The sequence below is a fragment of the Luteibacter sp. 22Crub2.1 genome, from assembly GCF_900167995.1.
In the GTDB taxonomy this organism is placed as follows: Bacteria; Pseudomonadota; Gammaproteobacteria; order Xanthomonadales; family Rhodanobacteraceae; genus Luteibacter; species Luteibacter mycovicinus.
Genome location: NZ_FUYT01000014.1, coordinates 36,875 through 62,596 on the forward strand (window position 1 = coordinate 36,875; position 25,722 = coordinate 62,596).

At 64.3% G+C, this 25,722-nt stretch carries 25 protein-coding genes, 1 other RNA gene and 1 pseudogene; 18 read left to right on the plus strand and 9 right to left on the minus strand.

Features of this window, described 5'->3' with window-relative positions; translation table 11 throughout:
* Positions 1 to 222: 222 nt before the first annotated feature.
* Both B5X73_RS15105 and B5X73_RS15115 read left to right on the plus strand, forming a co-directional pair.
* Positions 223 to 2,112: a tetratricopeptide repeat protein gene (locus tag B5X73_RS15105; protein ID WP_139382802.1), complete on the plus strand. Its 1,890-nt coding sequence runs from the start codon at positions 223 to 225 to the stop codon at positions 2,110 to 2,112.
* A 266-nt stretch (positions 2,113 to 2,378) separates the two neighbouring features.
* Positions 2,379 to 2,822, plus strand: coding sequence for a hypothetical protein (locus B5X73_RS15115; RefSeq protein WP_079522424.1), 444 nt, complete (start codon positions 2,379 to 2,381; stop codon positions 2,820 to 2,822).
* 8 nt (positions 2,823 to 2,830) lie between these two features.
* Here B5X73_RS15115 and B5X73_RS15120 read toward each other — a convergent pair whose 3' ends face one another.
* Positions 2,831 to 3,775, minus strand: a complete 945-nt coding sequence (locus tag B5X73_RS15120; protein WP_079522425.1) for an MASE1 domain-containing protein — start codon at positions 3,773 to 3,775, stop codon at positions 2,831 to 2,833.
* 682 nt (positions 3,776 to 4,457) lie between these two features.
* On the opposite strand from B5X73_RS15120, the gene B5X73_RS15130 reads away from it, so the two are divergent.
* Positions 4,458 to 4,994, plus strand: a complete 537-nt coding sequence (locus tag B5X73_RS15130; protein WP_079522427.1) for a helix-turn-helix transcriptional regulator — start codon at positions 4,458 to 4,460, stop codon at positions 4,992 to 4,994.
* Positions 4,995 to 5,093: 99 nt separating this feature from the next.
* Here B5X73_RS15130 and kdsA read toward each other — a convergent pair whose 3' ends face one another.
* Positions 5,094 to 5,939: a 3-deoxy-8-phosphooctulonate synthase gene (gene kdsA / locus B5X73_RS15135; RefSeq protein ID WP_079522428.1), complete on the minus strand. Its 846-nt coding sequence runs from the start codon at positions 5,937 to 5,939 to the stop codon at positions 5,094 to 5,096.
* 146 nt (positions 5,940 to 6,085) lie between these two features.
* On the opposite strand from kdsA, the gene B5X73_RS15140 reads away from it, so the two are divergent.
* The 5 genes from B5X73_RS15140 to B5X73_RS15160 all read left to right on the plus strand — a co-directional run bounded on the left by B5X73_RS15140 (position 6,086) and on the right by B5X73_RS15160 (position 11,637).
* Complete coding sequence (locus B5X73_RS15140; RefSeq protein WP_090351357.1) at positions 6,086 to 7,516, plus strand: ATP-binding protein; 1,431 nt, start codon at positions 6,086 to 6,088, stop codon at positions 7,514 to 7,516.
* The gene (locus tag B5X73_RS15145) at positions 7,501 to 8,841 is read left to right on the plus strand and encodes a sigma-54-dependent transcriptional regulator (protein WP_079522429.1); all 1,341 of its coding nucleotides are present in this window, start codon (positions 7,501 to 7,503) and stop codon (positions 8,839 to 8,841) included. The genes B5X73_RS15140 and B5X73_RS15145 overlap by 16 nt, the downstream gene beginning before the upstream one ends.
* 151 nt (positions 8,842 to 8,992) lie before the next feature.
* On the plus strand, positions 8,993 to 9,754 hold the full coding sequence (locus B5X73_RS15150) for a hypothetical protein (protein WP_176167860.1): 762 nt from the start codon (positions 8,993 to 8,995) through the stop codon (positions 9,752 to 9,754).
* Positions 9,755 to 9,828: 74 nt separating this feature from the next.
* A complete protein-coding gene (locus B5X73_RS15155) occupies positions 9,829 to 10,398 on the plus strand; it encodes a hypothetical protein (RefSeq protein WP_036112448.1) in 570 nt (189 codons plus the stop codon).
* 39 nt (positions 10,399 to 10,437) lie between these two features.
* Complete coding sequence (locus B5X73_RS15160; protein ID WP_079522431.1) at positions 10,438 to 11,637, plus strand: MFS transporter; 1,200 nt, start codon at positions 10,438 to 10,440, stop codon at positions 11,635 to 11,637.
* A gap of 24 nt (positions 11,638 to 11,661) precedes the next feature.
* On the opposite strand, the gene B5X73_RS15165 is transcribed toward B5X73_RS15160, so the two are convergent.
* Positions 11,662 to 14,106: a mechanosensitive ion channel domain-containing protein gene (locus B5X73_RS15165; RefSeq protein WP_079522432.1), complete on the minus strand. Its 2,445-nt coding sequence runs from the start codon at positions 14,104 to 14,106 to the stop codon at positions 11,662 to 11,664.
* Between the two features lie 261 nt (positions 14,107 to 14,367).
* On the opposite strand from B5X73_RS15165, the gene B5X73_RS15170 reads away from it, so the two are divergent.
* The 3 genes from B5X73_RS15170 (at position 14,368) to B5X73_RS20700 (ending at position 17,408) form a co-directional block, all read left to right on the plus strand.
* Entirely contained in the window at positions 14,368 to 14,841 is a 474-nt protein-coding gene (locus B5X73_RS15170; RefSeq protein WP_036112455.1) for an Hsp20 family protein, read from the plus strand.
* A gap of 277 nt (positions 14,842 to 15,118) precedes the next feature.
* Positions 15,119 to 16,777, plus strand: a complete 1,659-nt coding sequence (locus B5X73_RS15175; RefSeq protein WP_079522433.1) for a methyl-accepting chemotaxis protein — start codon at positions 15,119 to 15,121, stop codon at positions 16,775 to 16,777.
* 295 nt (positions 16,778 to 17,072) lie between these two features.
* Entirely contained in the window at positions 17,073 to 17,408 is a 336-nt protein-coding gene (locus tag B5X73_RS20700; protein ID WP_139382803.1) for a hypothetical protein, read from the plus strand.
* A gap of 27 nt (positions 17,409 to 17,435) precedes the next feature.
* Here the strand turns inward: B5X73_RS20700 and B5X73_RS15185 are convergent, their stop codons facing one another.
* Positions 17,436 to 17,840 carry a response regulator gene (locus tag B5X73_RS15185; RefSeq protein ID WP_079522435.1) on the minus strand — a complete coding sequence of 135 codons (405 nt, stop codon included), beginning with the start codon at positions 17,838 to 17,840 and terminating at the stop codon, positions 17,436 to 17,438.
* Positions 17,841 to 17,926: 86 nt separating this feature from the next.
* A complete protein-coding gene (locus tag B5X73_RS15190) occupies positions 17,927 to 18,094 on the minus strand; it encodes a DUF2256 domain-containing protein (RefSeq protein WP_217699784.1) in 168 nt (55 codons plus the stop codon).
* Positions 18,095 to 18,273: 179 nt separating this feature from the next.
* Here B5X73_RS15190 and B5X73_RS15195 point away from each other — a divergent pair, with 179 nt between their 5' ends.
* The 3 genes and pseudogenes from B5X73_RS15195 to B5X73_RS15205 all read left to right on the plus strand — a co-directional run.
* Positions 18,274 to 19,110, plus strand: a complete 837-nt coding sequence (locus B5X73_RS15195) for an alpha/beta fold hydrolase (RefSeq protein ID WP_079522437.1) — start codon at positions 18,274 to 18,276, stop codon at positions 19,108 to 19,110.
* Positions 19,111 to 19,267: 157 nt separating this feature from the next.
* Positions 19,268 to 19,726 (plus strand): hypothetical protein, encoded by a 459-nt coding sequence (locus tag B5X73_RS15200; protein ID WP_079522438.1) that lies wholly within the window; start codon positions 19,268 to 19,270, stop codon positions 19,724 to 19,726.
* 86 nt (positions 19,727 to 19,812) lie between these two features.
* Positions 19,813 to 20,162 (plus strand): annotated as a pseudogene (locus B5X73_RS15205) (transposase); the annotation flags it as partial.
* A gap of 188 nt (positions 20,163 to 20,350) precedes the next feature.
* Here the strand turns inward: B5X73_RS15205 and ssrA are convergent.
* Positions 20,351 to 20,743, minus strand: a transfer-messenger RNA (tmRNA) gene (gene ssrA / locus B5X73_RS15210).
* Between the two features lie 81 nt (positions 20,744 to 20,824).
* A complete protein-coding gene (gene smpB, locus B5X73_RS15215) occupies positions 20,825 to 21,325 on the minus strand; it encodes an SsrA-binding protein SmpB (protein WP_036112483.1) in 501 nt (166 codons plus the stop codon).
* 79 nt (positions 21,326 to 21,404) lie between these two features.
* Here smpB and B5X73_RS15220 point away from each other — a divergent pair, with 79 nt between their 5' ends.
* Together B5X73_RS15220 and B5X73_RS15225 are read left to right on the plus strand one after the other, a co-directional pair.
* A complete protein-coding gene (locus tag B5X73_RS15220; RefSeq protein WP_036112485.1) occupies positions 21,405 to 21,833 on the plus strand; it encodes a type II toxin-antitoxin system RatA family toxin in 429 nt (142 codons plus the stop codon).
* Positions 21,826 to 22,104: an RnfH family protein gene (locus tag B5X73_RS15225; RefSeq protein ID WP_176167862.1), complete on the plus strand. Its 279-nt coding sequence runs from the start codon at positions 21,826 to 21,828 to the stop codon at positions 22,102 to 22,104. Before B5X73_RS15220 ends, B5X73_RS15225 begins: the two co-directional genes overlap by 8 nt.
* 13 nt (positions 22,105 to 22,117) lie before the next feature.
* On the opposite strand, the gene bamE is transcribed toward B5X73_RS15225, so the two are convergent.
* The gene (gene bamE, locus B5X73_RS15230; protein WP_036112489.1) at positions 22,118 to 22,579 is read right to left on the minus strand and encodes an outer membrane protein assembly factor BamE; all 462 of its coding nucleotides are present in this window, start codon (positions 22,577 to 22,579) and stop codon (positions 22,118 to 22,120) included.
* 72 nt (positions 22,580 to 22,651) lie between these two features.
* On the opposite strand from bamE, the gene fur reads away from it, so the two are divergent.
* Entirely contained in the window at positions 22,652 to 23,065 is a 414-nt protein-coding gene (gene fur / locus B5X73_RS15235) for a ferric iron uptake transcriptional regulator (RefSeq protein WP_036112492.1), read from the plus strand.
* A 318-nt stretch (positions 23,066 to 23,383) separates the two neighbouring features.
* On the opposite strand, the gene B5X73_RS15240 is transcribed toward fur, so the two are convergent.
* Complete coding sequence (locus B5X73_RS15240) at positions 23,384 to 25,003, minus strand: MASE1 domain-containing sensor histidine kinase (RefSeq protein ID WP_051943514.1); 1,620 nt, start codon at positions 25,001 to 25,003, stop codon at positions 23,384 to 23,386.
* Positions 25,004 to 25,089: 86 nt separating this feature from the next.
* Here B5X73_RS15240 and B5X73_RS15245 point away from each other — a divergent pair, with 86 nt between their 5' ends.
* The gene (locus B5X73_RS15245; RefSeq protein WP_036112494.1) at positions 25,090 to 25,719 is read left to right on the plus strand and encodes a response regulator transcription factor; all 630 of its coding nucleotides are present in this window, start codon (positions 25,090 to 25,092) and stop codon (positions 25,717 to 25,719) included.
* The last annotated feature ends 3 nt before the right edge of the window (positions 25,720 to 25,722 follow it).

The following is a 25,722-nucleotide window of genomic DNA, read 5'->3' on the forward strand; positions in this document are numbered from 1 at the left end:
TGCCGATCGGCGCTGCGTCGCGCGCCCATGGGAGTACACACCATGACCACCTGGCGCTCGACGGCGGAAGCGCGACCTTGCATATTTACGTGCAGACCATCCGGCGCGTGCCGCCCGGCCAATAATTCATTTCGACAGGAATCAGTAGGGATGTTTGGATTTTTCAGGAAGCGCAAAAAGGCCGCTGAGGCGCCCGCTGCGGCGCCGGCCAATGACGGGCGCATGGTTTCCTTCGTCGACACATACGGCCGCTCCTATCAGATTCCGTTCGAGCAATGGCGTCGGGAGGTACTGCAGCCGAACCTCCAGTCCAAGTGGGACGAGCCGGACGCTCTTTACTCGCTTGTCATCTCGGCTCTTGGCGACGATCTCGCATCCGACGTCGACGCAGCCAGTGCGCATCTGCTCGAGATCGATCCAATGATCGAGCGCGGCTTCGTTACGCGGGCGATCGTCCAGTTGAAGCTGGGGCGCACGCGGGATGCGAAAGGTACGCTGCGCAAGGCGATCGACAAGGTCGGCGAGACGCCGACGCTGCTGACCAACCTCGCGAAGGTGGCCAGCGCGGAAGGTAAGGACACCGAGGCCATGGCAATCCTTGATCGCTCGCTGCAGCTCGATCCCAATCAGGACAATGGCCTTGGCTGGCGCGTCGCTGATCGGACCGAAGCCGCGGGCGCTGATGCAGCGGAAGCTTTCCTGCGGGCGCTGGCCGAGCGCGACGATGCGTTCCGGCCGCAGTTGCTGCTGGGTCAGACAGCGATCCAGGCCGGCCTGCGCGACGACGGGCTTGCATGGTTCGACCGGGCGCTGGCGAAGGCTCCGCACGGGACGGACGTGATGCTCGCCGTCACCGGTACGCTGGGCCAGCACGGTCTGCTCAACGATCTCGTGACGCGCGTGGCACCCTTGTTCGATCCACAGCGCGATGACGTCCGGGTGGGTTTCAACTTGTTGCAAGCCTATGTCGAACTCGGCGACGCGGAACGGGGTCAGCTCCTGCTCGGCAAGCTTTTCGCGCTGGGTCAGCCGGCGTACGCCCAGAACCTCCAGCACTTCGCGCAGGCATTCGACGAGATGACGGTGGAACCGTCGAAGCCACTCGATCACACCCCGGAGATTTCGCTCCTCCAGATGGTCCAGCCGCCCTGGCTGCTCGACATGCACGGCATGGAGTGGGCCGCGCCGCCGCGCGCCGGCGATGGTGCGCGCATCGTCTTGCTACCCCTGGCGGCCGTGGACGACGCGGCAGGCGGTGTGGCTCGCAGCGGGCGCGAGGACGACCGGGGGCGGCTGTCGCGCGCACTGCCGCTCCTGCTGCTCGAGCAGTTGGTCTATTGCAGCGATCTGAGGGTCGCCATGAATCTTCCGGTGGCCGATAAGCACAATTTCGTCCTGTTCGGGCAACCTTTGTCGGACGATGAGCTCGACTATCTCGGCCAGGATTTCGACCTGGCGGTCGAGGGTGAGGTCAGCGCAGGGCAGGACGGTTTCCATGTCGTCTGCCGCCTGCGTCGTCTGAGCGACCGCGTCACGTTGAAACGGGTGGAACGGCGGTTCAATGAACGCGAGGTGGGCAACGCGCTGGTCGTCTTGTCGGGGGAGTTGCTCGCCTCCCTGGCCGAAGCGACAGGCGCGATCGTCGAGCCCCGGGTCCCGATGTATGCGCTGCCCGGTACCGACGTCAACGAATACGTCAGCGGTCTGGCGCAGTACCTCGCACTGACCCTCGCCAGTGTGGCGAAAGCGCGCGAGACGCTGTTTGGCGAGCGCAACATCTACGGCTGGCTGCAAACGCTGGCGGTTTCAGTGCCTGACAGCGAGCCGGCTCAGTTCATGTATTTCACCGCACTGGGCAAGGGCCGCCGGATGGGCTCCCCGCTGGTCGACGAGTTTGAAAAGCCGGCCGTGCAACGTATGCGCGAGCTGGTTCAGGCGGGGCGCTTCTCGACCCGGCTGCTCCCACTGCTGGCCGCGGTGTACCCGAACAACGCCGAGCTGGGCGACCTGCTGGCTTCCGCCAAACCCACAGGTGACGAAGCCTATGCGGCGTGGTGCGCGCGCGTGGCCGCAGCGTTTCCGGTGGAAGCGGTACCTCCCTCGCGCGAGTGATCTCCGCAAGGGCGTCACCACGACGCATGAGGCCGGCGATACGAAGGTGAGCACGCTTCACTTTTCTAGCGATCATGCATATTCGGACCGACGTGAAGAGCTGTCGCATGCGCTGTTGAAGTGGCTTGCAGCGTTGCAGTGAGCGCGCGGCGCCGTCATGGCTGACGGCTGGGTGTGCATCGGTTTTTTTGCACTACAGCACACGCGGCCGGTCACGATATTCGGCTAGTCTTGGCACTCCCATCAACGCTCGACAAGGAATTCATATGCGCTCGATATACAACCGTACCCTCCTGTCTGTCGCCCTGGTCATCGGCTGCGGTACGGCCGCTGCGAGCACGCCGTCTGCCACGGCGGTCGGTCTCGGTCAGTCCTGGCCGAATACGACGGACGTCAGTGCAAGTTCGCAGTATCACGTTTACCTCTTTGACCGTGCGGGCGTTCGTTATGTCCAGGTCAACGACGCGGCCGGCACGGTGCGTGGGGCGATTGCCGTTGTGGACGGCGAAACGCTCGATTTGCCCATCGGCGTCGATGCGTCACGCTGGAGGAGGGTGAGCGAGACGGCGGCGATCCCCGCTGAAAGTACGTCCGTGTACAGCGATGATGCGATGAGGGTGGTCGTGGCTCCGCAGCCTGATGGTGCCGCTTCATTGCTTCTCGTCACGGAGTGCAACGATCCGACGAAGTGCTCTATCCGCGGCCCCTGAGCCACGCGTCAGAAACGTTTCACCCGGACGCCTTGCTGTTCCAAAGCGGGCGTCCGGGCTTTCCACAACAACATGGCGGTCAGCGACGACGCCAGTAAGGCCTGCACGCCGAGTGCGCCCTCATCAAGCTGTCCCGTCGCCGTAAGCGCCAGGGCCATGCTGGCCGCCATGCCTCCCAGAGCGGTTCCATGCCATCCATGTCGGGATGCCAGCCCGACCATCGGCCAGAGCAGGGCGAGACGGGTTATCTGCCGGATGCTTTCATTGTCCGTCACGATCGCAAGACAGGTCAGCACCGCGAGAGCGGGAACTACCCAGGCGAGGATGTCGCGAAGCAGAGTGCTTCGCCAGATCAGCTTGACCCGGAGGGGTTGCTGGAGTGCCCGGTAGCGTTCCTGCAGCGCAAGAATGACGGGGGTCAATGTGAGCGCGCCCAGATAGGCGCCCAGAAGGTACCCGAAGAAGAACGGTGTGGGCGAGGTGACAGACCACTTTTCCGGCGTGTGTGCCAGGGCGGCGACCAGTGCGAGTGTCGTGATGGTGGCCGTGATCAGCGCAGCGCTGACGGTCGCGCCGATGATGACCGGCATTCTTATGCGACCATTGGCATCGTGCAGAGCCCAGCGCTTGCGGAGAGGTTTGAGTAACGGCCACCAGAGGACAACCGTCGGAACGGACACGAGGATCGCCCACAGCATCCCGAACTGATTTGCACAGAATGCAGCGGTCTCGACAAGCGGAACGGCCTCGCCTATGGCCAGCGCCGGCCAGAAGCGGGAAGGTAACAGCAGCATGCAGGCCAGCCGCAGCCCCGTGGTGAGCAGGAACTGCTGAAACGAAAGGTAATAGGCGATCTCGTAAACCGCTTCGTACGCTGCGGCCACCGCAACGTATTGACCCCATCTGTACCAGACCTCGCTGGTCCTGTGACTTAGTGCCGTGCTTCCGTTCACGCCCCTGCTCCTTGTCCGAGTTATGAGAATTTCGGCGAGGATGACACGATCGAAAAGCGGGAAGGGGACAGGAAGCTTGACGGAATTGGCGTATGGGTCACTCTTGCCGAAATTGCGTGTTGCTGTTTCGCGGCAATTACTTAAGAAGTAAACGCGTCATCGCAATGTCACGTGACCGGCGCGGACGTCCATACGTGCGCTCGCGCGGCAGCGTTCGCGTAAGGGTTAGTCACTGCCATCGCGCAGGCGAATCTGACAGACGCCCGCAGTGTGTTGAGGCAAATTCTCCAGGTGCGCCACGCGGAAAATCGTCGGCGTGCGCCTTGGCGACCTTATTGTCAGTTGACAATCAGGGGTCGGGAGCCTAATTTACATGGGAGCGCGGAGTGCCACGGAATACGCACAGCAAGCGGCAAGTCGAAGACGCCTTGCGATATGCCGAGAGCAACGGTTGGCGAGTCGAGAGTCAGCGATCGCACTGGGGGGTGATGTACTGCCCAGCCAACAATCGGTTGTGCGCCTGTGGCGAATTCTGCATGACGAGCATCGCGGGTGCTCCCCAAAATCCCGAGACGCACGCAAGAAAGCTGCGACGTATCGTAGATCGCTGCCTGGCGGCGCAAGCGGCTCGCCATGAGCGCGGCGCCTTCTAGCGATGGACTGCATTGAGGACAGAGCAGACATGCCTGAGTTCAACTTCGTACTGAAATTCGCTTTCGATCATCCGGACACCGACCCAGCGGACTACGTGCAGGTGCTGGAAGAAAGTGGCTGCGACGACGCAGTCGTGGGCATTGGTAAGCTCGGACGCATCGCACTCGACTTCGGGCGAGAAGCGGCAACGGCGGAGGAGGCGCTTTATAGCGCTGTCGCAGATGTACGCCGCGCCATTCCGGGAATTCATCTGGTAGAGGCGGCGCCGGATCTCGTTGGTCTGACGGAGATCGCCGCGCTGTTGGGCCAGACGCGACAGAACGCGAGGCGCATTCTGCAGACGGACGAAGCGTTCCCGCGTGCTGTGCACGAAGGGACTTCAGCGCTCTTCCATCTTGCAGACGTCTATCGATGGATGGATGAAAGGGGAAAGCGGGTCGATACAGAAAGCCGGGCCGTCGCACTCGCCAGCCAGACGCTGAATACCGCGCGCGACATCGGAGCGCTGTCGCCACATCAGGCTGCTCTGGCTCAAGGTTCGTGGCTGGAAGCTATCGCGCGCTAGGTGGAATGCGAAAGGTCGCTGTCGGTGGCCACCAGAGGATCGTGGCGGCCACCGTTGCCTTGAGCGCTTCGTGAGGCCGTCAGCGCGTAGAGTGGCGTTTCAGCGGATATCGAGCGGTGCGAAACCCTTCACCAGATCGTCGATCGCCTTGATCTGCGCCAGGAACGGTTCCAGCGCCGTGAGCGGCAGGGCGCTGGGACCGTCGCAACGCGCATGGTCCGGATCGGCATGTGCTTCCAGGAACAGGCCACCGATGCTCACGGCCATGCCCGCACGGGCCAGCTCCATCACCTGACGGCGACGTCCGCCACTGGCTTCGCTGCCGGCGTCACGGCGCTGCAGACTATGGGTGACATCGAAGATCGCTGGATAGCCTCCGGTCGATTCGATCATCTCGCGGAAACCGAGCATGTCCACCACGAGGTTGTCGTAACCGAATTGCGCGCCGCGCTCGCAGAGGATGATGCGTTCGTTACCCGCCTCCACGATCTTGCTGGTCACGTGTTTCATCTGCGTGGGGCTCATGAACTGCGGCTTCTTGATGTTCACCGCCCGACCGGTCTTCGCGATGGCCACGACCAGATCGGTCTGGCGGGCGAGGAACGCTGGGATCTGCAACACATCGACCACTTCGGCGACAACGGACGCCTGGGCCACTTCGTGTACATCGGTGATCACCGGTACGCCGAACTCGCTCTTTACCCGTTCGAAGATCCGCAGGCCTTCTTCCAGTCCGACGCCACGATACGAATGGATCGACGAGCGGTTCGCCTTGTCGAAGCTGGCCTTGAAGACGTAGGGGATGCCGAGCTTGCGGGTCACGTCGACGTAGTGACCGGCGGCATGCAGGGTGGAATCGAGGTCTTCGAGGACGTTGATGCCGCCAAAAAGCACGAAGGGAAGCGAGTTGCCGACTTCGACGCCGGGGGCAATGGATACGTTCACGGGGACTCCGAGCGGCAGGGACAAGACGCCTATGGTAGCGCTGTCAGCCCGCCCATGTTTCCGCACGGACCCGTGGCGTCCGCTCCGTTCACGGCGTCGTGCTCAAGCCACGACTACGATGCCGCACCCCGTTCAGGCCGACACCGGTGTTCAACGCGCTTTCCCGCCAGCTCTTCGTCATCTGGGCCCTCGTCGCGCTGGCCTGCGTCGGCATGGGCGTGCTGCTGCTGGTGGCCTGGCGTCAGACCGGATCGGTGCAGGTCGCGCATGCCCGGCAGGCGTTGTCCGCCGACTGCGCGGCGGTGGTCAGTCGTTACCGCGGTGCCAGTCCCGCCGCGCGTGCCTCGTCGCCGTCCAATGGTCTGCTCGACGTCGTTCTGCAACTGGTCTTGCAGGACGCCAGTGGCGTCGAGGGCGGGGCATGGCAATCGGGTCGGGGATTTACCGCATACGCCTATCCCACGTATGAAGGCTCGGGCGACAAGACCGACGTGCCCGAGGCCGAGAGCGGCAACATCGTGACCACCGCCAGCGTGGCCGTGGGCTCGCGGCGGGAGCAGTCCTACGTGCGTCAGGGCGAGCGCGAAACCGTCCTAATCACCGCGTGCCCGTTGGACACGACGCGTGCCGTATGGACGATGACCCGTCTGGCCCGCGCGCCAGGGCGGTCGTCGAGCCTGCTGGCCGCCGGGATCGGTCTCCCGTTCGCCCTGGCGCTGGCCTCGGCCATCGGCCTGGTGGCGATCATGCGACGCTGGCGGCGCAAGCTGGACGCCGTGGAGGATGCGCTGACGCGGTCCTCCGGTGTGCCCGCGTTGCCGCGGACCGGTTCGCCGGAGGTGGATCGTCTGGCGGATGCCGTGGTCGCCTATGCGTCCCGGCTCGACGCCAGCCATCGCGAGGCAGAGGCCTTGTCGACGGAGCTGCGCCGACACGAGCGCCTGGTCGGTCTCGGGCGGATGACGGCCACCGTGGCTCACGAGATTCGCAACCCCATCGCGACGATGCGTCTGGCGGCGGAGAACGCGCTCGCCGCACCCGCCGTGTCCGACGAGCAACGCGCCCCATTGACCATGGTGCTGGCGCAGGTAAGGAAACTGGACGATCTGGTCGAAAGCCTGCTCGGCATGGTGCAGCCGATCCGCCTGCGTCTGGAAGATACCGCGATCGAGGCATGGGTCGCATCGATCGAGCGGGCGACGTGGAAGGAGGTCGGGCCGGTCACCGTCGAGCGCCGCTACGCTCCTGACCTTCACTGGGCGATCGACCGCGAGCAGCTCAGCCGCGCCGTGGAAAACCTCTTACGCAACGCGTTTCAGCACGCGGCCGACGTCGCGATGGCGGTCGTCCACGATGGCCATACCTTGCGCATCACGGTAACCAATGCGGGTCCGTCGCTCGATCCGGAGATCGAGGAGCGCCTGTTCGAACCGTTTGTCAGCGGCCGGGTCGACGGTAACGGCCTGGGCCTGGCCCTGGTGCGCGAGATCGCGGAGGGTCATGGCGGCCATGCGCGTTACGAGCGCGACGACGGCGTCCACGCCTTCAGCCTGGAGATCCCATGGCGCAGATCCTGATCATCGACGACGACGACGATTTCCGCGCGACCATGGCCGCGACGCTGACGTCGCTCGGCCACGGCGTCGCCATGGCGCGCAATGCGGAGGAAGGCCTGGCCAGGCTACGCGCCGGGGATGTCCATATGGCGTTCGTCGACTATCGGATGCCGGGGATGGATGGCCTCGCGCTTTTGCGCTCACGTCACGCCGACGCGCCCGCGTCACCCGTCCCGATCATCATGCTCACCGCGTTCGCGTCAGCTCAGAACACCATCGAGGCGATGCGGCTGGGTGCGTTCGACCATCTGGTCAAACCCATCGGCAGGCAGGATCTCGCCGCCGCCGTGGCACGCGCCATGGCGGCGGGCCCGGTCGAACCGGCGGGCGCCTCCGTGGCGGACGACGGCGACATGCTGGGCCACAGCCAAGCGATGCATCAGGTGCACAAGCGCATCGGCCTCGCCGCCGCCAGCGATATTCCGGTGCTGATCACGGGCGAAACCGGAACCGGCAAGGAGATGGTCGCGCGCGCCTTGCATCGCGCCGGCGCGCGTGCCGAGCGGCCGTTCGTCGCCGTCAACTGCGCGGCCATACCGCCGGACCTGCTCGAGAGCGAATTGTTCGGGCATCGCAAAGGCGCGTTCTCGGGTGCGACGGCGGATCGCAAGGGGTACTTCCGCGAGGCCGATGGCGGCACGCTGCTGCTGGACGAAATCGGCGACATGCCTCTGGCGATGCAGGCGAAGCTGCTGCGCGTGCTGCAGGAAAACGAGGTCACCCCGCTGGGAAGCAGCCAGCCGGTACCGATCGACGTGCGCGTGATCGCGGCGACGCACCGGCACATCGACGAACGCGTGGCGGCCGGCGAGTTCCGGATGGACCTCTACTACCGTCTCAACGTGCTGCCGATCGAACTGTTGCCGCTGCGCGAACGCGTCGAAGACATCGCGGTGCTGGCGACGGCGTTCCTCGATGCGGGCCAGTCGCGGCCAAAGCGGCTGTCGACCGCCGCGGTAGCGCGGCTGGAGCGACATCGCTGGCCCGGCAACGTCCGTGAGTTGCGCAATGTCATGGAGCGCTGCCGGGTGCTGGTGCCCGGACCGGTGGTCGACGCGGCCGACCTCGACGGCATGCTTGCCGACGGCGCGCTGCCGGCGGCGGAAGGCGGGCGCGGTGAGGTCGGCGAGGGCGAGTCGCTGCCTGTCGCTCTCGCGCGGCTGGAGCGCGCGATGATCGTACAGGCGCTGGCGGCTGCGCAGGGCAATCGCGCGGAGGCCGCACGTCGCCTTGGCATCCGTCGTCAGCTGCTTTACCGCAAGCTGCTGGACCACGGTCTCGAATAGTGTCCGTGGCGAGGACACCGGGTGTCCCCGAGGGGGACACTTCCATCGACGCAGATGTGTCGACAGGCCTGTTTTTCAGCGCTTTCGCGGCTGGCACGAACGATGCAACGGTTTTCATCGCGGCCTCCCCACCGCGATGCAGGAGTTCATCATGAATCGTTTTCCCTTGCTCGGTTGCGCGCTCGCCCTGGCCATCGGCAGCGCCGTCGCCCAGGATCGACCGTCCCCCTCGGCGATCCCGCCGCCGCCGCCCGCGCCGCCGGCACCGCTTGCCGACGCGCATCGCACCCAGGTGACCGGCACCGTCGCCCGTTTTCTCGTCAATCCCAATGGCGACGTGGACGGCGTGTTGCTCGACGATCACACGCAGGTCGGCATGCCGCCGACGATGGGCGCCGCGCTGGCGGGCAAGCTCCATAGGGGCGATCGTCTCACCGCCCGGGGCTTCCGCGTGGGTGATTTGCCGCTGCTTCAGGCTGACTCGATCACGGCGGGCGGCACGGAGCTGACCGACACGCCGCCGGCCGCACCACCGGCTCCGCCAGCGGCACCGGCGCTGCAGCCGATGGAAGCGCACGGCCTGGTGCAGCAGCCGCTGTACGGCCCGCGCGGTGACGTGGCCGGTGTGCTGCTGGATGAGGGCTCGATCCTGCGCGTGCCGCCTCCAGCGGCGGTGCGTGCCGGCGCGTTGATGCAGCCGCATGCACGAATCGCCGTCAAAGGTTTCGGCGTGAACACGCCCTACGGCCGTTCCATCCAGGTGACCGCTCTCGGCACGACGCCCGGTAGCGAACAGCCGGTCGCCGCACCGCCGCAGCCTGGCCCGATGGCACCCCGCCCGCCGACGCCGCCGCAACCGGGTGTCGCGTTGGGCGGAGCACCGGCTCCCACGCCGCCCGTTCCCACGCCCTGACCCCGATCCAGGCGCCGCCGCCCGTACATGGGCGGTGGCGTTTCCTGCCGATTTTTTTATCCCTGGAGTAGCACATGCATTGGCTCGATCCCGATTACCTTCCCGTTACCCGCGGCACGCTGGACCGCTTCCTGCTCAACCCGCACGGCGATATCGATGGACTGCTGTTGACCGACGGCACCGAAATCCACACGCCGCCCCATCTGTCACGGGCGCTGGCGCGAGCTCTCAAACCACGTAGCCGGCTCGAAGTGCGCGGCGTGGCCGTGCGCGGCGCCGACGTGATCGTCGCGGTGGCGATCGATCCCGCGAAAGGCAAGCGCATTGTCGATGAGGGTCCGAAACCCGGCGAAGAAAAGCCCAAACCGCATGACGATGGTTCCCGCTGGTCGTACGAGGGCGAGATCGCGCGTCTGCTGCATGGTCCCAAGGGCAATGCGCACGGCGTGCTGCTCGATGACGGGGTGATCGTGCGCTTTCCGCCGCACGCGGCGACCGAACTCGGACGGATGCTCGCGCCGGGCAAGTCCATCGCGGTCGAAGGTCGCTGGACCGATACCGCCCATGGCGCGGTCATCCATGCGGAAGCGATCGGTACGAGTGCGGACTCGCTGAAGCCGATGCCGAAGAAGCCGAAGCACTGACGCCGGGAGACGCACGTGGCACTCGCTCAGGAACGAACCATGCGCGGCCGACGACCGCTCGAAGCACTCAACTTCTTCGTGGCCGATGTGCAGGCCGGCATCGGTCCGTTCCTGGGCGTGTTTTTGCAGTCCGCCGGCTGGCGGACCGGAGCCATTGGCACCGTGATGACGATCGGTGGCGTCGCGGGCCTGTTGGTCACGGCGCCGGCGGGTGCCGTGGTCGATGCGACGCGGTACAAGCGGCTGGCGATCGTCGTCTCGTCGATCTGCACGGTGATCGCGTCGTGCATCGTCTGGTACGCGCATTCGTTTCCGATGGTGGTGCTCTCGCAGGTGGCCACGGCGATCGCCGGCGCGCTGCTCGGGCCGGCGATCGCAGGCGTCACCCTCGGCATGGCCCGCGCGCGGGGCTTCGACCGGCAGTTCGGCCGCAACCAGGTGGCCAACCACGCTGGCAACCTCGTCGGCGCCGGTGTTTCCGGGTTCATCGGCTGGCGCTTCGGTTTCGGTGGTGTATTCCTGGTTGCCGCCGTATTCGGCGTGCTGGCGGTGGTGTCGACGCTGCTGATTCCGGCCGATGCGATCGATCACCGTGCCGCGCGTGGCCTCGAATCGGACGACGGGGGTAACGACGACGCGCCTTCGGGCGTATCGATCCTGGTGACCTGCCGGCCGCTGCTGATCCTGGCCGCCGCGCTCGCGCTGTTTCACCTCGGCAACGCGGCGATGTTGCCGCTCTACGGTATGGCGGTGGTCGCCGCGCACCAGGCCGAGCCCAGCTCGTTTACGGCGCTGACCATCGTCGTGGCGCAACTGGTGATGGTGGGAACCTCACTGCTGGCGATGCGGTTGATCCGCACGCGTGGCTACTGGCAGGTCATCCTCGTGACCTTCCTTGCGTTGCCGCTGCGCGGAGCACTTGCCGCGTTCTTCATCAACCGCTGGGGCGTCTTTCCGGTACAGGTGCTCGATGGTATCGGCGCGGGTTTGCAGAGCGTGGCCGTGCCTGCGCTGGTCGCGCGTCTGATGCAGGGCACCGGGCGCGTCAACGTCGCGCAGGGCGCGGTGATGACGATGCAGGGCGTCGGTGCGGCACTCAGTCCCGCACTGGGCGGATGGCTTGCCGAGACGATCGGATTCCACGGCGCGTTCCTGTGTCTCGGCGCCGTTTCGATGGGATCGCTTGGTCTGTGGTGGGGCGGCCGCGCGCGCCTCCATGAGGTGCGTACCGGCGGTTGAGCCTCCGCCGTGAATCGGCGGCTGTCACTCGGGCGCCATCGGGGCGCGCAGATGGACCTCGACTTGTGGAAACGGAATCTCGATGCCCGCGGCGTCGACAGCGGCCAGGGTATGAGCGAGCAGGTCGCTGCGGACATCGCCCAGCGCGCCGAGATCGTGGGTCCATGCGCGCAGCGCGAACTGCAGGGCGCTGTCGCCGTATCCGATGAGCTGCGCGGAGGGCTTCGGGTCTTCCGAGACACCCGGCGTGCTACCGGCGGCGGTAAGCAGGACCTCGATGACCTTGCCGGGGTCGGCTCCGTAGGCGACGCCGACGATGACCTCGATGCGCCGGGTGCGATCGAACATCGTCCAGTTGGTCAGGTTGCCGCTGAGTAACAGGCCGTTCGGTACCACCACGTCGGCACCTTCGAAGGTTCGGATCACCGTGGCGCGCAGGCCGATGGCGCGAACCGTACCGGAGCTCGCGGCCACATCGACCACGTCACCCGGCTGGATGGGGCGCTCGACCATCAACACCAGGCCGGAAACGAAGTTGTTGACCACGGTCTGCAATCCGAAGCCGATACCCACGCCCAGCGCGCCGAAGATGAGAGCAAGCTGGCTCACCTTGAAGCCAGCGGCGGAGAGCGCCAGGAGAAACCCCAGGATGAGGATCGCGTAGTAGGTGAGCGAGGCGATGCTGTTGCCGGCGCCGCGTGGGAGCGAGGCGTACCGGGGCAGTTCCTCCCGCAACAGCATGCGCAAGCCCCGGGCCGACCAGAACGCGAGCCAGGTGGCGAACACGAAGACGACGACGTCGCCGATGTGGATGGACACCTCGCCGACATCGATGCCCAGTTCCCAGATCGACGCCCCCGCGCGGTACAGCGGACGCAGCACACGGAAACGGGTCATGGCGTAGAACAGCCAGCCGACCAGCGCGGCCATCATCAGGGCGCGGGTTCCGATGCGCCGAAGCGACCCGCTGTGACGCACGAAGAAGCGCCTTCCCGCCACGGCGGGGCGAGCCACCAGTGCGCCCGCGATACCGACGATGGCCGCTGCCGCGGCATAAAGCACGAGCGCCATGTAACCGGTGTCGATCACCCCGCTGGTCAGCGTTTCGGCCAGCGTGACATTGCCGATCACATTGGCTACCACGGCGATGGCCAGCAGAATCGCCACGACGCTCGCCGCGGGGCGGACGAAGCGCATCAAGCCGGGTTGCGATAGCGCTGTCGAAGCCCTCGCGCGGTGGAGCAGCCATAGCGTAAGTGCGAGCGCCATGCATGCCAGGCCCAGACCGAATAACCGGTAGAGCGACGCGTCGCCGACGACCGCCACACCCATGCGGTCGACCACATACAGCGCGACGGCGACGTAGGGCCATCCGCCCAGTTGGCGAACGATGCCGCCGGGCAACAGACGCAACGCGGGAATGAGTGCGATCAACAGCACGAACTCCTCCACCAGCAACGGTGCGTCCGGCTCCAGCACGAGGACGGCGAGCATGGAGAGCAACAGCCACGTGGATAGCGGACGCCGTAGTGCGCGTGCGACGCTCGTGGAACTGGCTGTTTGTCGAGCGCGCCGCACCTCGAAGGCAAGCCAGCCGATGAGTGGAACGAGCAGGAACTGGACCAGCTTCAGCGCATCCTGATTGCTTCCTCCAGCCGCGTGGTAATCGCTGGCGAACTGGCTTTCGATATCGAGGCCCTGGTCCGCAGCGTCGAACGCGGTCCTGGCGTTGGTGTGCGACGTCCAGGTCGAGGCGGACCATAGCGGCGGAACATCGAGTCGAAGCAGTTGACGGTCGATGCGGTCGATTGCATCAGCCGTTGCCGCCTCACCGGCTTGCAGGCGCGCCTTAAGCATGCCGGCACGTTGCTTGAGCGCATCCTGCCGTGACAGCGCGGGGCTCAGCGAAGCCTCCGAGGCTTCGATCTGCTGCAATATCGAATCGACCCGTTGAGTCAGCACCGGGGGCAGCCCGTCGAGGATGCCCTGCGCGCGCGTGGCGGACCACACGGCGCGTCGCTGCGCCAGGCGTATCGCCTGGTCGGCATACGGCGAAAACGCGCGTTGTTCCGACGCCTCCCAGCGGCTGAACCGCCGCGCGTTGAATGCCCACTGGCGCGCAAGGCTTTCGAGCCGCATCACCGGTACGCCGCGAAGTTCGCCGACGGAAGCGAGACGAGCCTGGCTGTCGACGGAACGGGTGATCGCGTCGAGCGTCGGACTCATCGCGGTCACCGGATCCGGGCCGGCGAGCAATCGTCCCACCTGACTGAGCAGCTCCTGGTCCTCGTCCGCGCGTGCCAGGATCTCCTCCAGGGCAAGAGGTTGCACGGTCACTGGGGCCGTCACGGTCGCGGGTGTCGTCGGCGATGTTTGACCCATCGCGCCGCCGGTGCCGATGAGGCTCAGGGCGACGAGGGCGCCGAGGCATAACGAGCGGCGCGAAATGAGGGCGATGAGGGCGGTCATGGGATCGGCGCACGTCACGGGTCTTGCATGCACTGTGACACGGCCGGCATGCCGCGTGCATGTGGGATGGGCGGGCCCTGCCTCGTTCACGGGCCTGATCGGCACGGAAAACAGCTTAAATAACGGCTGAATTCCGGGTCTTGAAATTTTTCAGGCGCTGCATAAATTAGTGCCCGCCGACCGCTTCGGGGTCGGCCTCGCCACTCGCCGAAAGGGGGTGGCAGAGAGAACCCATCCCATGTTGCTCAAGAGGATATGGTCATGCGAACTCTTCTGAATATTGCACCGCTACATCGTTCCAGCGTCGGCTTCGATCGCGTGTTCGATCTGCTCGAGGCCGCGGCGGCCAGGGGCCAGACATCCGACAATTACCCGCCTTTCGACTCGATCAAGCTTGCGGATGATCAGTACCGCATCGCCATGGCGGTCGCCGGCTTCGGCGAAGCGGATATCGAGGTCACCGCTCAGGCCAACTGGCTGACCGTGTCGGGTGAACGCAAGGAAGAACCGGAAGGCGAGTACCTGCACAGAGGCATCGCCACGCGTCCCTTCCAGCGTCGTTTCGAACTGGCCGAGCATGTGCAGGTGACCGGCGCCCGCCTGGTCAACGGACTGCTCACGATCGACCTCAAGCGCGAGGTTCCCGAAGCGATGAAGCCGCGACGTATCGACATCGCATCGGGCTCCCAGGCCGAGCACAGCGTCCGGCAACTTCTCGATAACGCCGCCGCATGATGCACGAGGGCCCCGCACGAAGCGGGGCCTTTTTTTATAGAGCCCGTGGCGACGGGTCGGTACGGCACCCCGTGTTGCCAGACAAGGTAATCATAGCGGGTGCGGTCGGCGGCAGGAACCAAAAAAAGTCGGGCCTCGCGGCCCTGAATACGACCTCCTTTCGCCAGCCTTTCGGTCGATTTAATCGCGCATGAACGCTTTTCATCAATTTTGTCAAATTTACTTCAGCAGTGTGGGCGCGCGCCGATAGCGAAATGTCCCCGCCTGGAGTGTTCCCATGACTGTTCGCCAGCGCATCGCGCTTCTCATTGCCATCTCCGTAGTCATCGCCCTCTCGGTCGGCGTCGGGGGGCTGATGGCTCTTCGCCAGACCGGCGCGCAGACGGAAGCCATCTACCGCACGTCACTCGAGCCAATCGTGGATGTCACCGGGGTTCGTGCGCTTTTCAATGGGACGCGCACCGGGCTCAACCGGGCGTTGCTGGTGGGCACGGTGGACGCGGCGAAAGCGGAGCAGGCGGACAACGCCGCGGCGGCGAAAAAAATAGACGCCCTCTGGGCAAGCTACTACCCGAACATGGTCTCCTCGCCTGAGGAAAAAGCGGAAGCTGACCGGTTCATTGCGGCGCAGGCGCACGCCCGTGAGCTCAACGCACGTCTCGATCCGCTGATGGCGAGCGGGAAACGGGACGAAGCGGTGCAGTACATGCTCACTGCGGTGGGCCCGGCGTTTACCGCCGAATCGAGTGCGATCGACGCCATCGTGCAGGAAAACGTCAACGAAGCCGCGCAGGCGTTCGCCCAGTCGGAGAACATCGAGCGCCACGCGTTCGTCCTGGTCGTCATCGGGCTCGTGGTGGGCGCGGCGGCCCTCGTTGCGTGCGGCGTCTTCCTGGCGCGTTCCATCATGAGACCCCTGATTCAGGCTCGCGAACTGGCTGCCTCCATCAGCGACGGCGAACTAGGGCACGCCATCGACGTCAAAGGAAAGGACGAGGTCAGCGACACCCTGCGATCGCTCGTCGCGATGGACACGACGCTGGCCGGCATCGTCCGGAAAGTGCGCGACAACGCCAGCCAGGTGAACGCCGCGGCCAAGGACATCGCTGCCGGCAACGACGAATTGTCTTCGCGCACCCAGGAGCAGGCATCGAGTCTGGAAGAGACGGCAGCCTCCATGGAAGAGATGACCGCCTCGGTCCGTCAGAACGCCGAGTCCGCTGCGGCGGCCCGGGCGCTGGCCGACTTGTTGACGTCCCAGGCAGCGACGACGCGCGGGCTCGCGGGGGAAACGTCGGATGCGATGATCAGGGTCAGCGATGCAAGTCGCGAAATCAGCGGCATTGTCACCACGATGGACGAGATCGCGTTTCAGACCAACCTGCTGGCCTTGAATGCCGCCGTCGAAGCCGCACGCGCCGGAGAACATGGGCGGGGCTTCGCGGTCGTGGCCGGAGAGGTCCGTCGTCTCGCCCAGCAAAGTGCTGTGGCTGCCAAGGACGTGAAGGTGCTGATCGCATCGAGCGGCGAGCGCGTGGAAGCTGGCGCTGCGCTTCTTACGCGTACTACGGACGCTCTGGCCGATATGCAAGCGGGTGCGGTCAAGGTGGCAAGCTTCGTCACCGACATTGCCACGGCCAATGCCCAGCAGGCGGCCGGAATCGATCAGGTCAACATGGCGGTGACCGAGCTCGATTCGGTCACCCAGCAAAATGCGGCCCTCGTTGAGGAAGCCAGTGCGGCTAGTCAGCAAGCCAGCGAGCTTGCCGAAGGCCTGATGCTCCAGGTCGCTGTCTTCCGCTTTGCGGGGGAGGACACCGCTCCCTACGCCGAACGTCCTGCGCCAGCCGGCCGCACTCCGACCCCACCGGTCCTGCAGTCGCCCTCCTCACCGGCCACGGTCGCCATGGCGGCGTCGGTTTGGCGAGACTTTTGAGGGTGCTGGATGCACCGTCCTTCGACGGCGCGGGGACGCGAGTCGCCAGACGCGGGAAGACAAATTCAGCCAAGTGCTGTACATTTGTACGATGGCTGTCCGATTAACATGCGGGTACTCCGTTCATGCCTTACCAGGCGAGGGGTTTCGGGGCTCGTTTCAGGTGTTCGACCACCGTGGCGTGGTGGTCGAAGACGGTGCCGATGGAAGTGCTCACGCCACGCTTCAGCTCGCCTGGGCGAGCGTCTGGAGCCTTGGTCAGATGGCCGTTTCGCGCCTGAGATGAGGATTGGCCATGCGCTCCGCGCCCGCAGAGTCCGCCACTGCCTTTCCACTACGCGGTCGAATGGATTTTGCCGTTGAGAGGGCGCAGAGCAATCAGTATTCTTCCGGAAGTTTTTTTGCCGGAAAAGCGCTCATGTCACTCGTTCGGATATTCATCCTGCACCCCTCGCAACCGGGCGGCCACTGGCACGTGTCGGAGCAGGGGAGGGACGGCGAGTCCTACAAGGACGGGCTGGTAGCCATGCATGCCGCGTGCGACCGTGCCCGCGCGCTCGAGGAAATGGGTTTTGACGTGCAGGTCCGTCAGGAAGGCGCAGACGGAACCTGGCAAATCATTCGCGAATAAAGCCGCTGGCCGGCCGGCCCGGGCGGCTCATCTGTCCCGCATCTCTTCCAGGCGTTGGACGAGCGCAAGCAACGCGGCGCGCGAGACCGGTTTTTGCAGGTACGGCAAAGTGGAGAAGGGCGCTGGCAAGACGGACCGCGGGTGCCCCGTGACGAACGCCACCGGAACGTCCTTGGCGATGAGCGCCGTGGCGACGCCGAGCGAATCGCCACCGTCGATGTCGATGTCGACCAGAGCGACGTCAGGCCTGCGTGTAAGGATGGCATCGATGGCGTCGGGTTCGGACGCGGCGACCTGGCAGACACGAAAGCCGCCACCTTCAAGCACGATTTGATACGCATCGGATACGAAGGCGTTGTCTTCGACGAGCAGGCAGGTCGTTTTTTCTGAGGTTTGCACAGTGGGGGCATCCAATGTCTGTTGATGCACCATCGCTGTGTTTCCGTCAACGTGACGGTTTGCCTGTGTGTTTGGATGTAACACAACAGGCCGGGTGATTTCGGGTCAAGGTGGCGTGACTACCGAAGGCTGGGAATGACAGACCCTTTGATATCGGGTTTCGAGCGTCGGCACCGCTCGGAGCAATACCTGACCTGCTCCCAATCCTTCGCCCACTTTCGGCGCCAGGTGAAGGGGAGCCCACAGGCGGCGCAGGTTTTATGAGGCAGGTCGGCCTTTTTTCTCATGCGAGACATGCTGGCGCTCCGCGGCAGGGCGCTATTCGCTGACACCGAAACGCTACCATGACATGAGACATCGATACGTCGCTTTGTGACTCACGGACGTCGTTCAAGCGCATGCAGGTCTTTCTCTCGCTGTTGATGTGGTCCTTGCCAGCGTTGGTATCCAACCCGAGGAGTTCCCCATGCCATTCGTGACCGTCAAATCCACAGCTCAACCGACCACGCTTTTTTATGAAGAGGTGGGCGAAGGCCGCCCGGTTGTGTTCATTCACGGATGGCCGCTGAGTTCGGCCATGTGGGAGTACCAGATGGGTGCGGTGGCCGACGCCGGCTTTCGTGCCATTGCCTATGACCGTCGGGGATTCGGGCGGTCCGACCATCCGGCAGCCGGCTACGACTACGACACGTTTGCCGATGACTTGAACGCCGTGCTGGAAACACTCGACTTGAGAGACGTCACGCTTGTTGGATTTTCGATGGGCGGCGGTGAAGTGGCGCGCTTCATGTCACGCCATGGTGCCGATCGGATTGCCAGCGTCGTGTTTGCGTCGGCAGTGACACCGTACTTGCTCAAGGGCGACAACAATCCCGATGGCGTCGACGGCGATGTCTTCACGGAGATGAAAGAAAAACTCCGCGATGAACGTCCCGCGTTCCTTGAAACATTTGGCAAGCAGTTTTTTGGCCAGGGCATGTTGTCCCATCCGGTAAGCCAGGCGACGCTTGATTCGAGTCTGGTGGTTGCCATGCAGGCATCGAAGAAAGGCACGCTCGACTGTGTGGATGCGTTCAGCAAAACCGACTTCCGTCAGGACATCGCATCTATCCGTGTCCCGACGCTCATCATCCACGGTGATGATGACAAGGTCATCCCGATTGACGCCAGCGCGCGCCGTCTGGCCAGGGAGATTCCAGGCTCGGTGCTGAAAGAATATGATGGCGCGCCACACGCCCTCGTCATCACGCACAAGGACGACTTCAATCGCGACCTCGTGTCGTTCTTGCAAGGCAGCATCTGACGGATGCGGGCACGGGGGCGATTGTCCCTTCGTGCCTATTTTTGCAGTCGGATGCCATCGACGTCATCGATTGACGCCGGCCGCGTTCGCCGGGAGGTGAACTGTGACAGGGCCGTTTGCACAATGGTACGGTCACCGTTCCGGAAGGATTTAAGTCATGAAACATCGTGTCAGCGCGGTAGTGTTGGTCATGGTGCTGGTGTGCGCGTCGTCTGCGGCATCAGCCAGGGAATATGTCCTGTCACTCAAAGGCGTTGATGTGCGCCCGGGCGAACGGATCGTTGGCCTGGAGATGCATGGAAAACATCTGACTTTGGCCAGCGTCGTGCACGTTCCAAACGGATGGAGCTTCAAAGTTGACACCGACCCAGCGGGCAACATGGACCTCTCGGGCGCGATCATCGTCGGTGCCGCGGCGCTTTTCCCAGCGGACGTCGAACAGGCGTGGTTGTTTCGCGACGCTGCGGGCGCAGTGAACGAACCGGCGGCGTTGACGGGGACCATCACAGTCACAAAAACATTCGACGACTCCCGTGAAATTCCACTCAAAACCGACATGCTGGTAGCTAAAACGGCTAGGTCAGGAGTGGCTTTAACGAACAATGCTGCGCGCTAAAGCGAGCCCCGATTTCGGCGAGCTGGACCGCCCAGACTTTCGTAGACCACTTGAAGCCATAATTTATGGCAGTTGAGGAGGTCTCTATGAGTGGCAAGCGTTATACGGATCAGTTCAAGATCAAGGCAGTTCGAGAGCACGGGCGGCCGGTGCTCGACGTCGCCCAGCGGCTGGGCGTTACGAGCCACAGCCTGTATGGCTGGAAGAAGGCCTTCTCCAAGCCCACGATCGTCAAGCGTGCGGAGCTGCATCAGAGCGCCGAGGTTCGACGCCTACAGGCTGAGCTGAAGCGTGTCGCCGAGGAGCGTGACATCGCCAAAGAAGTCGCCGCGTGCTTTGCCAACGGGTAAGGGCTAAGTACGCGTTCATTTGCGATCACCTCCGTGAGTTCCGGCTGGTCGCCATGTGTCGGGCTCTTCGCGTGCATCGGAGCGGTCAGCCCCAGACCTGTCCGGCGTGGACAGCACTAGAAAGCGACGTAGAGGCCGGACGGACGTTGAACAAACAAGGGTCTGGGCACAAACGGCAGCTAAAGCGACACCTGAGGGAACGGCGTTTCGGGCGTGGCTTTGCCGCAAAAAGAAACGGCGAAACAACGATTTATCGCTGTCTCGCCGCAGGTGTTGGTGGAGGTGGCGGGAGTCGAACCCGCGTCCGAAGGCGTTTAATCTCCAGATCTACATGCTTAGCTCACCGTTAGATCTCGTCCACCGACAGCACGGCGTGCTAAGCGCACCGGCGGACATATCTGATTGATCTAGCGTCAGGCCCACAGACGGAGAGCCTTTCAGCGGTCTCATGATAGTGACCCTACACCGCCGAGCATGAGCACAAGAGCGGGTCGGGGGTTTGGCCTTTTTTAGGGGCCGGACAGCTTAGGCGGCGAGAGCCACCGAGTTGTCACCGTAGTAGTTGTCATTGGCAACTATATGTTTTGCAGCTGGTTTAACGAGGAAAGCTACCCCCTCGGCATGCACCAGTAGATCGCACTACCCCCGTCGAAACCAGAACACCCCCGGGGAAAACGTGGTGGAACTACATCACTCAGTATATGGGCGGGGAGGGAGACCCACAATGGGCGCCGCCTGACCGTTCAGGTCAGCCCATGCGATTGTGCGAGCGCATGACGCGCTGCTTGTCGATCGCCCATTCGCGCTCCTTGTCCGTGTTGCGCTTGTCGTGCTCCTGCTTACCCTTGGCCAGGCCGATTTCGCACTTCACCTTGTTGTGCTTCCAGTACATCGCAGTGGGCACCAGCGTGTAGCCCTTCCGCTCGACCGCACCGATCAGGCGATCGATTTCCTCGCGGTGGAGCAGCAGCTTGCGGGTGCGGCGATCGTTGGCGATCACATGGGTGGAAGCGCTGATCAGGGGCGGGATCTGGGCCCCGACGAGGAACACCTCACCGTGCTGGATGATCGCGTAGCAACCTTCGCCGAAATTGATCCGGCCGGCACGCAGCGACTTCAGCTCCCAGCCCTCGAGGGCCATGCCGCATTCGAAGCGCTGGTCGATGTGGTATTCGTGGCGCGCGCGCTTGTTAAGCGCGATCGTGCCGCCGCCTTCTTTTTCCGTGTCCTTCGGTTTCGCTTTTGCCATGTCCGCTAAAATCGGTCTCTCGAGTCCCTGATACAAGGCCGGCGGGTCCGTTTGCCGGCACATAAGACGAGGTCAGTTCATGATTGAAATCCGCCGCAGTGCGATCGTGCCTTTCACGCCCGCGCAGATGTTCGACCTGGTCAACGATGTGGAAGCATACCCAAAGCGCTTCGGGTGGTGTGACGCGGCCACCGTGATCGAGCGGGGTGACGATGTGCTGGTCGCCCGGCTGGATCTCAAGTTCGCCGGCATGCGGCAGAGCTTTACCACCCGTAACACCACGGTGCGGCCGGAGCGGCTGACCATGCAGTTCGTGGAGGGGCCGTTCCGCTCGCTCGATGGCTTGTTCACCTTCCAGGCCCTGGGTGACGTGGGCTGCAAGATCGCCCTGGCACTGGATTTCGACTACGCCGGCCTCGGCGGGTCCGTATTGAAGATGGGGTTTCAGCAACTCGCCAACCGGATGGTCGACGACTTCTGCGACGAGGCACGCCGCGAGTATGGCTGACCTGAACGTCGAAGTGGCTTACGCGGGACCGGAAGCGCAGCGGGTAGTTCGCCTCGTCGTGCCGTCAGGGACGACCGTCTGGCAAGCCATTGAGCTGGCCCGTGCGCAACTGCCCGAAGGTGTGGCTCCCGATGCTACCCGTCTGGGCATCTTCTCGAAGAAGGTGGATGCGGATCGTGTGCTGAAGGAAGGCGACCGGGTGGAGATCTACCGGCCGCTGATCCTGGATCCGATGGAGGCCAGGCGGCGCCGCGCGAAACGCGGCGCCTGAACCTGCCGACTTCTTACTTCTTGTCGTCCGACGAGCCGCCACCGAACACGCCACCGTCGTCCTTCTTGTCGTCAGCGCTGGTGTTCTTGTCACCCTGGGCGCCGCCGACCGGATTGGCCTTGTACTTCTCGGAGTCCTTCAGCAGCTGCTGCGCGTCCTGGGCGAAGAAATCGCCTTCGGTGCGGACCAGCGTGTCGTTGTTGAAGGTCAGGGTGAGCGTACGGGTGGTCATCTTCTGGCCGCGGTGGGAGAAGGTGGACACGTAATCCCAGCGATCCTGGTCAAAAGGCGAGGTGACCGAGGGGGTGCCCAGCAGCACCAGGACCTGACGCTTGGTCATGCCCGGCTGCAGCTGGTCGACGTTTTTCTTGTCTAGCAGGTTGCCCTGCTGCACGTCGGGGGTATAGACGAGGCCACAGCCCGCGATGGCAACCGCCATCATGGCCAAACCCAGCGTGCGGATGAGCTTATGCATGCGTAGTAACGTCCGGATCGTGAAGCCTGCGATGATACACTAAGCGCCTGACGGCACCGCGAGGGGGTCTATATGGACCAGGAAACCAAAGAGCTCCGCAGGGCGGGGCTCAAAGTCACACATCCGCGCATGCGGATCCTGCAGATCTTCGAAGAGGCGGACGAACGCCACCTCACGGCTGAAGACATCTACAAGCGTCTGCTTGCGCACCAGGAGGACATCGGGCTTGCCACAGTGTATCGGGTGCTGACCCAGTTCGAAGCTGCCGGCATCGTAATGAAGCACAACTTCGAAGGTGGGCAGGCCGTCTACGAGCTGGACCGCGGCAAGCATCATGACCACATGATCGACGTTGACAGCGGGAAAGTGATCGAGTTCATCAGCGAGGAGATCGAACGCCTCCAGCACGAGATCGCCGACCGCCACGGATACGTCATCGAAGACCACAGCCTGGTGCTGTACGTGCGGCCCAAGAAGAAGCGCTGAGTCAGGCTTTCGCTCGCGGTGAGAGGGCCCCTTCGGGGGCCTTTTTCGTGGGCGTGATTCAGGCAAGGGGCGTTGGCGACGACATTTCGGGCGCCCATAAAAAACGCCGCCGGCGGACTCCTGTCCACCGGCGGCTTGATCCGCTTCGTTGTGGAACGTGGATCGCGAGTTGCTCGCTGGATTCACGTCTGCCCACTTCGAACCGGCGAGGCCGACATCCTGTCGCCTCATCAGGTCGATCGTCCCCACGACCGACCTGGGCTCACCGTCTCTCGACGGCGGCTCCCCCACATCGATAATGGGATCGTAACGAAGTGTTCACTGACCCGGTATTGGAAAATTTCCTATGCTCATTCCGATACTTGTGCTGCGGAGCAACACGCGGAGGTGCAGTCCGACGGGCTCGGGCCGGATCCGGAAGAGGCCTCCAAGCGCGGTGATTCGGTCACTCATGCCCTGTAGTCCGCGCCCGCCGCCGTCGGTTCTTGCGGGTTTGGGGGTGGAGGGCAGGCCGGTGCCGTCGTCACGAATGTCGAGGATGGCGACCGGGCCGCTGTCGCGCATGCCGATGCGCAGGCGCAGGGCCATCCGGCTGGCGCCGGAGTGGCGGACGACGTTGGTCGCGCTCTCCTGGACGACGCGGTAGATAGCGGTCAGCGTGTCCTCGTCCAGCAGGCGGGGCTCGCCCCGCAGGTCGGTGACGTAATGGATGCCCGCGGCGGTCAGCATGTCGCGGATCGGGCCTTCGTCCAGTGCGCGCAGCAATCCGAACTCGTCGAGCACCGAGGGGCGCAGACTGTCGAGCATCTTGTGCAGCGCCTTGCGCATGTGCCCAAGGATGCCGTTGATGGATTTACCGATGTCCTCCATGCCCGCGCTGCCTAGCCGCGCCTGGGCCAGTTTCAGGTGGGTCTGGATCGCGGTGAGGTTCTGTCCGAGTTCGTCATGCAGCTCGGCGGCCATGTGTCGGCGCAGGTTTTCCTCCGCCTGGAGGTTGCCGCGGGCGGCGTCGCGCAGCTGACGGGCCAGCTGATCCAGGCGCTGGTTGGCGGCGGCGAGGTGGGTGTTCTGCTGGGCGACGCGCTCGCTGCTGCGGCGAAGCGCGTCGGTGGCTGCGCCGAGCATCAGCGTGCCGGTGCCGGCCACGGCAAGGAACAGATGGGCCGCCGCCGTGGGAGCGCCGCGCCCGATCATGTCTTCGGTGACATTCAGGCCCACGCTTGTTATGAGCATGGCCAGGCCCGCGCCACGCCAGCCATGACGGAAGGCGAAGAAGAGCACCGGTGCCAGTGACAGCACGCGGGCGAACTGCGGCTGCGGAGAATACTCGGCCAGGGTGATCAGGATGGCCAGCGAGGGCAGCATGACGAGCAGGCCGTCGAGCAGGAGCTCGGCCATGGACGACTGCGTGGGGCGCTCGCGAAAGACGAGGATCATCACCGGCACGACCAGCAGAACGCCGAGGTAGTTACCGAGCAGGTCGCTGCCGAAGGTGGTGCCCAGCATCTCGACCGGCGCGGCCGGGTGCAGCGAGGCCATCATGGCGGCGTTGCCGGCGGTGGCGACCGTGGCCGTCACCATCGCCGAGAGCAGCAGGCGGGCGACGTCTTCCGGGGTGCCCAGGCTGGCGTGCAGGTGGGCGCGGCGAAGCAGCCAAAGGCACGCGGCCACCATCAGGGGCTCCGGCGCGTCGCCGAGCAGAAAGCCGGCGCCGCCGATGGGCAGGCCGCTGCGCCATTCGCAGATCATGCTGCCGGCGAGTTCCGCGCCGAGGATCCAGAACCAGTTGCGGGTGCGGGTGAGTAGCAGCGCACCGAAGCGCAGGCCAAACGGCAGCACCCAGTAGGGCTGCTCGGTAGGCCAGAGCATGATCCAGATCGCCGCGTAGGCGAGCGCTAGCAGGGGACCGGCGAATCGGGAAGGCGCGTGTAGTCGCATGCCCGAATGTTACACGGCGGATGTGCCGCCCCGACGCTCGGCGTCGCCCATACGCACGCGTCGGGATTGCCTGTTACATTCTGTGCATGCCAAGAATCGCTCTTGTAGATGACCATGCCATCGTCCGTGAGGGTTTCAAGCGACTCATCGAGCTTGAACCCGATCTGGACGTCGTTGCCGAAGCCCGCAATGCCGACGAGGCTGTCGATGCGGTCACCCAGCATCGCCCCGACCTGGTGGCGGTGGATCTGTCGCTTCCCGACGGTAGCGGCCTCCCGCTCATCGAGCATCTCGCGAGTATTTCGCCCGGGATGAAGATCGTCGTGCTGAGCATGCATGACGGCGAACCTTACGTTTCCGAGGCGCTGCGTCGCGGTGCGCGCGGCTATGTGACCAAGGGTGTCGCGCCCGAAGAACTCGTCGCCGCGGTGCGTTCGGTCCTTAGTGGTGAGCAATATCTCAGTTCGGATCTGCGTCAGCGGCGCTCGGGACGGCCTTCGGCGGATCTGGATCCGTTCAGCCGCCTGACGGCACGAGAGCGGGAGGTATTCCTCTTACTCGCGGCGGGGCGCGCGCCGAAACAGGTCGCGGCGGAACTGGGGATCGGGCAGAAGACGATTTACATCCACCGGGCGGCGGTGATGAACAAGCTCAATGCCGGGTCGGAGCTGGACCTTTATCGGATGGCTCAGGAGCGGGGGCTCATCAGGACCTGACGG

Excerpts from the sequence above, each read along its gene's own strand:
- B5X73_RS15105 (WP_139382802.1), top strand. The coding sequence starts at position 223 with ATGGTTTCCTTCGTCGACACATACGGCCGCTCCTATCAGATTCCGTTC.
- B5X73_RS15115 (WP_079522424.1), top strand. The coding sequence starts at position 2,379 with ATGCGCTCGATATACAACCGTACCCTCCTGTCTGTCGCCCTGGTCATC.
- B5X73_RS15130 (WP_079522427.1), top strand. The coding sequence starts at position 4,458 with ATGCCTGAGTTCAACTTCGTACTGAAATTCGCTTTCGATCATCCGGAC.
- B5X73_RS15145 (WP_079522429.1), top strand. The coding sequence starts at position 7,501 with ATGGCGCAGATCCTGATCATCGACGACGACGACGATTTCCGCGCGACC.
- B5X73_RS15150 (WP_176167860.1), top strand. The coding sequence starts at position 8,993 with ATGAATCGTTTTCCCTTGCTCGGTTGCGCGCTCGCCCTGGCCATCGGC.
- B5X73_RS15155 (WP_036112448.1), top strand. The coding sequence starts at position 9,829 with ATGCATTGGCTCGATCCCGATTACCTTCCCGTTACCCGCGGCACGCTG.
- B5X73_RS15160 (WP_079522431.1), top strand. The coding sequence starts at position 10,438 with ATGCGCGGCCGACGACCGCTCGAAGCACTCAACTTCTTCGTGGCCGAT.
- B5X73_RS15165 (WP_079522432.1), bottom strand. The coding sequence starts at position 14,106 with ATGACCGCCCTCATCGCCCTCATTTCGCGCCGCTCGTTATGCCTCGGC.
- B5X73_RS15170 (WP_036112455.1), top strand. The coding sequence starts at position 14,368 with ATGCGAACTCTTCTGAATATTGCACCGCTACATCGTTCCAGCGTCGGC.
- B5X73_RS15175 (WP_079522433.1), top strand. The coding sequence starts at position 15,119 with ATGACTGTTCGCCAGCGCATCGCGCTTCTCATTGCCATCTCCGTAGTC.
- B5X73_RS20700 (WP_139382803.1), top strand. The coding sequence starts at position 17,073 with ATGCGCTCCGCGCCCGCAGAGTCCGCCACTGCCTTTCCACTACGCGGT.
- B5X73_RS15185 (WP_079522435.1), bottom strand. The coding sequence starts at position 17,840 with ATGGTGCATCAACAGACATTGGATGCCCCCACTGTGCAAACCTCAGAA.
- B5X73_RS15190 (WP_217699784.1), bottom strand. The coding sequence starts at position 18,094 with ATGAGAAAAAAGGCCGACCTGCCTCATAAAACCTGCGCCGCCTGTGGG.
- B5X73_RS15195 (WP_079522437.1), top strand. The coding sequence starts at position 18,274 with ATGCCATTCGTGACCGTCAAATCCACAGCTCAACCGACCACGCTTTTT.
- B5X73_RS15200 (WP_079522438.1), top strand. The coding sequence starts at position 19,268 with ATGAAACATCGTGTCAGCGCGGTAGTGTTGGTCATGGTGCTGGTGTGC.
- smpB (WP_036112483.1), bottom strand. The coding sequence starts at position 21,325 with ATGGCAAAAGCGAAACCGAAGGACACGGAAAAAGAAGGCGGCGGCACG.
- B5X73_RS15220 (WP_036112485.1), top strand. The coding sequence starts at position 21,405 with ATGATTGAAATCCGCCGCAGTGCGATCGTGCCTTTCACGCCCGCGCAG.
- B5X73_RS15225 (WP_176167862.1), top strand. The coding sequence starts at position 21,826 with ATGGCTGACCTGAACGTCGAAGTGGCTTACGCGGGACCGGAAGCGCAG.
- bamE (WP_036112489.1), bottom strand. The coding sequence starts at position 22,579 with ATGCATAAGCTCATCCGCACGCTGGGTTTGGCCATGATGGCGGTTGCC.
- fur (WP_036112492.1), top strand. The coding sequence starts at position 22,652 with ATGGACCAGGAAACCAAAGAGCTCCGCAGGGCGGGGCTCAAAGTCACA.
- B5X73_RS15240 (WP_051943514.1), bottom strand. The coding sequence starts at position 25,003 with ATGCGACTACACGCGCCTTCCCGATTCGCCGGTCCCCTGCTAGCGCTC.
- B5X73_RS15245 (WP_036112494.1), top strand. The coding sequence starts at position 25,090 with ATGCCAAGAATCGCTCTTGTAGATGACCATGCCATCGTCCGTGAGGGT.